Raw genomic sequence first — 2501 nt, 5'->3', positions numbered from 1 at the left:
GTCGAGCACACGATCGCGGACGTGGCGCCGTGGAGCGCCGAGAGCCCCACGCTGCACGACCTGGTGGTGCGCGCCGCCGGCGAGAGCGTCGAGCAGCGCATCGGGTTCCGGACCGTGGCGATCGAGGGCGGCATCCTCACCGTCAACGGCACCCCGATCCGGATGCGCGGTGTCAACCGGCACGAGCAGCACTGGGAGCGGGGTCGCTCGCTCAGCTACGACGACATGCTCACCGACGTGCTGATGATGAAGCGGCACAACCTCAATGCCGTCCGCACGGCGCACTACCCGCCGCACCCGGACTTCCTGTCGCTGTGCGATGAGTACGGGCTCTGGGTCGTCGAAGAGGGCGACATCGAGACGCACGGCTTCATCTACGCCGGCTGGGAGGGGAACCCGCCTGCCGATCCGGCCTGGACTCCGGCGATGCTGGAACGCACGGAACGGATGGTGGAGCGAGACAAGAACCACCCCAGCATCATCGTCTGGTCGCTCGCGAACGAAAGTGAGGGCGGTGAAGGATTCGACGCGATCGAGGCGTGGATCCGCGACCGCGATCCTTCACGTCCGATCCACTACGAGCGGGACCGGACCTACCACAACAGCGACTTCTACAGCGTGATGTACCCCTCGCTGGACGAGGTGGCTGCGATCGGCCGCCGGGAGGAAGAGACCCCCGAGGTGCTGGCGGAGGACGCCGAGGGCGAGCGACGCCGTCGGGCGCTGCCGTTCTTGCTCTGCGAGTTCGCCCATGCTCAGGGCAACGGCCCCGGCTCACTGGCCGACTACGAGGAGATCTTCTCCTCATCCGACCGCTTCTGTGGGGCGTTCGTGTGGGAGTGGATCGACCACGGGTACAAGGCCGTGACCGAGGCCGGCGAGGTGTACGTACGGCACGGCGGCGACATCGACTACCTCCCGAACGGGCAGCGGTACTGCCACGACGGGTTGCTGTTCGCGGACCGCACCCCCTCGCCCGGGCTGCTGGAGTACGCGAAGGTCAACGAGCCGGTACGGATCGAGGTGAGTGGCTCGAGCGCCACGATCACGAGCCGGTACCAGTTCCGCGACACCGCTCACCTGGCCTACGGGTGGCGGCTCGAGCGCGACGGCGTCGAGCAGGCCGCCGGTGAGGTGAGCGTGCCCGTGCTCGGGCCCGGCGAGCATGCGCAGGTGGAGATCCCGCTCCCGGAGCTGGTGCCCGGCGCGGGCGAGACCTGGCTGACCATCACCGCGACGCTGCGCGAGGACGCCTCATGGGCGCCCTCCGGGCACCCGCTCGCGTGGGGTCAGGGAGTGCTCGACGGCGGCCCGCAGGCGCGTAGCGACCTCACCGAGCCGGTCGGCGAGGTGGGGGTGGGCGACGACACGATCGCCGTCGGGCCGCTCGTGCTGGCGGCCGACACCGGTGCGGTGCGGTCGCTTGCCGGGCTCGCGCTGAGCGACCTGCAGGTGGACGTGTGGCGCGCGCCGACCGAGAACGACCACGGTCAGGGCGCGCGGAACAACACGGCCAAGGTGTGGCGTGCGGTCGGGATGGACCGGATGCTGCACCGCGTCGACGGCGTCGAGGTGAGGGAGCAGACGGTCACGGTGCGGGGGCGGGTCGCGCCCGCCACGCAGCCGTTCGGCCTCGAGACGGCCTTCACGTGGGAGCCGCACGGCGAGCGCTCGGTGCGGCTGACGATCGATCTCACGCCGACCGGCCCGTGGCACGACACCCCGTATGGGCACCACGATGCGGTGCTACCGCGGCTCGGTGTCCGGCTCGCGCTGCCTGCGCAGCTGGCGACGCTGACCTGGTTCGGTCACGGACCGGGTGAGTCGTACGCGGACAGCCACGCCGCAGCCGCTGTGAGTCGCTGGTCGGTGCCGATCGACGCGCTCGGCACCGAGTATCCGTACCCGCAGGAGAACGGCAACCGGCACCGCGTCCGGTGGGCCGAGCTCGCCGGCGCCGGGGTGCCCGGGCTGCGGATCGATGCCGAAGCGCCGATCGACGTCTCCGTGCGGCGCTGCACGAACCACGACCTCGATGCCGCGCGAAAGCCGTACGAGGTGCCGGTGCGTGACACGGTGTTCGTCCACCTCGACCATGCCGTGCGCGGTCTGGGCAGCTCCTCTGTCGGGCCTGCGCTCCCCGCCCGATACGAGGTGCCGATCGAGCCCACGCGGTACTCGGTGGTGCTGACCGTCACCGATCCCGACTGAGCGAGGAGATCAACGGAGCATGTGATCCCTTCTGCTCGCAGACGCGCTACCATGGCGCAAGAACAGTCGAGATGGAATAGGTATGCTCACGGCAACATCTGAACGAACGGGGACCTCGATGCTGGCTGCGGACCTCGAGCAGGTCGCCCGGTGGCGGCAGGAGCGCGAGGCGATCGCCGCCGCCGACGAGGCCGAACGAGTGACCATGATCCACGAGGCCGCTCAGCGGGTGCGGCGGTCGGTGGTGCGCACGATCGACGCCGCGCGCGCCGGTCACATCGGCGGCGATC

General features: G+C 70.2%; 1 protein-coding gene. It reads left to right on the top strand.

What is annotated here, in order from left to right:
- Positions 1–2211, top strand: a 2211-nt coding sequence (locus tag ACOJSN_RS20670) for a glycoside hydrolase family 2 TIM barrel-domain containing protein (protein WP_420114366.1), incomplete at its 5' end; no start/stop codon positions are given.
- Between the last annotated feature and the right edge of the window lie 290 nt (positions 2212–2501).

The organism is Pseudactinotalea sp., assembly GCF_048594945.1.
Classification (GTDB): domain Bacteria; phylum Actinomycetota; class Actinomycetes; order Actinomycetales; family Beutenbergiaceae; genus Pseudactinotalea.
The sequence above is the reverse complement of the archived record's forward strand: the minus strand, read 5'-3'. Positions and strand labels throughout refer to the sequence as shown.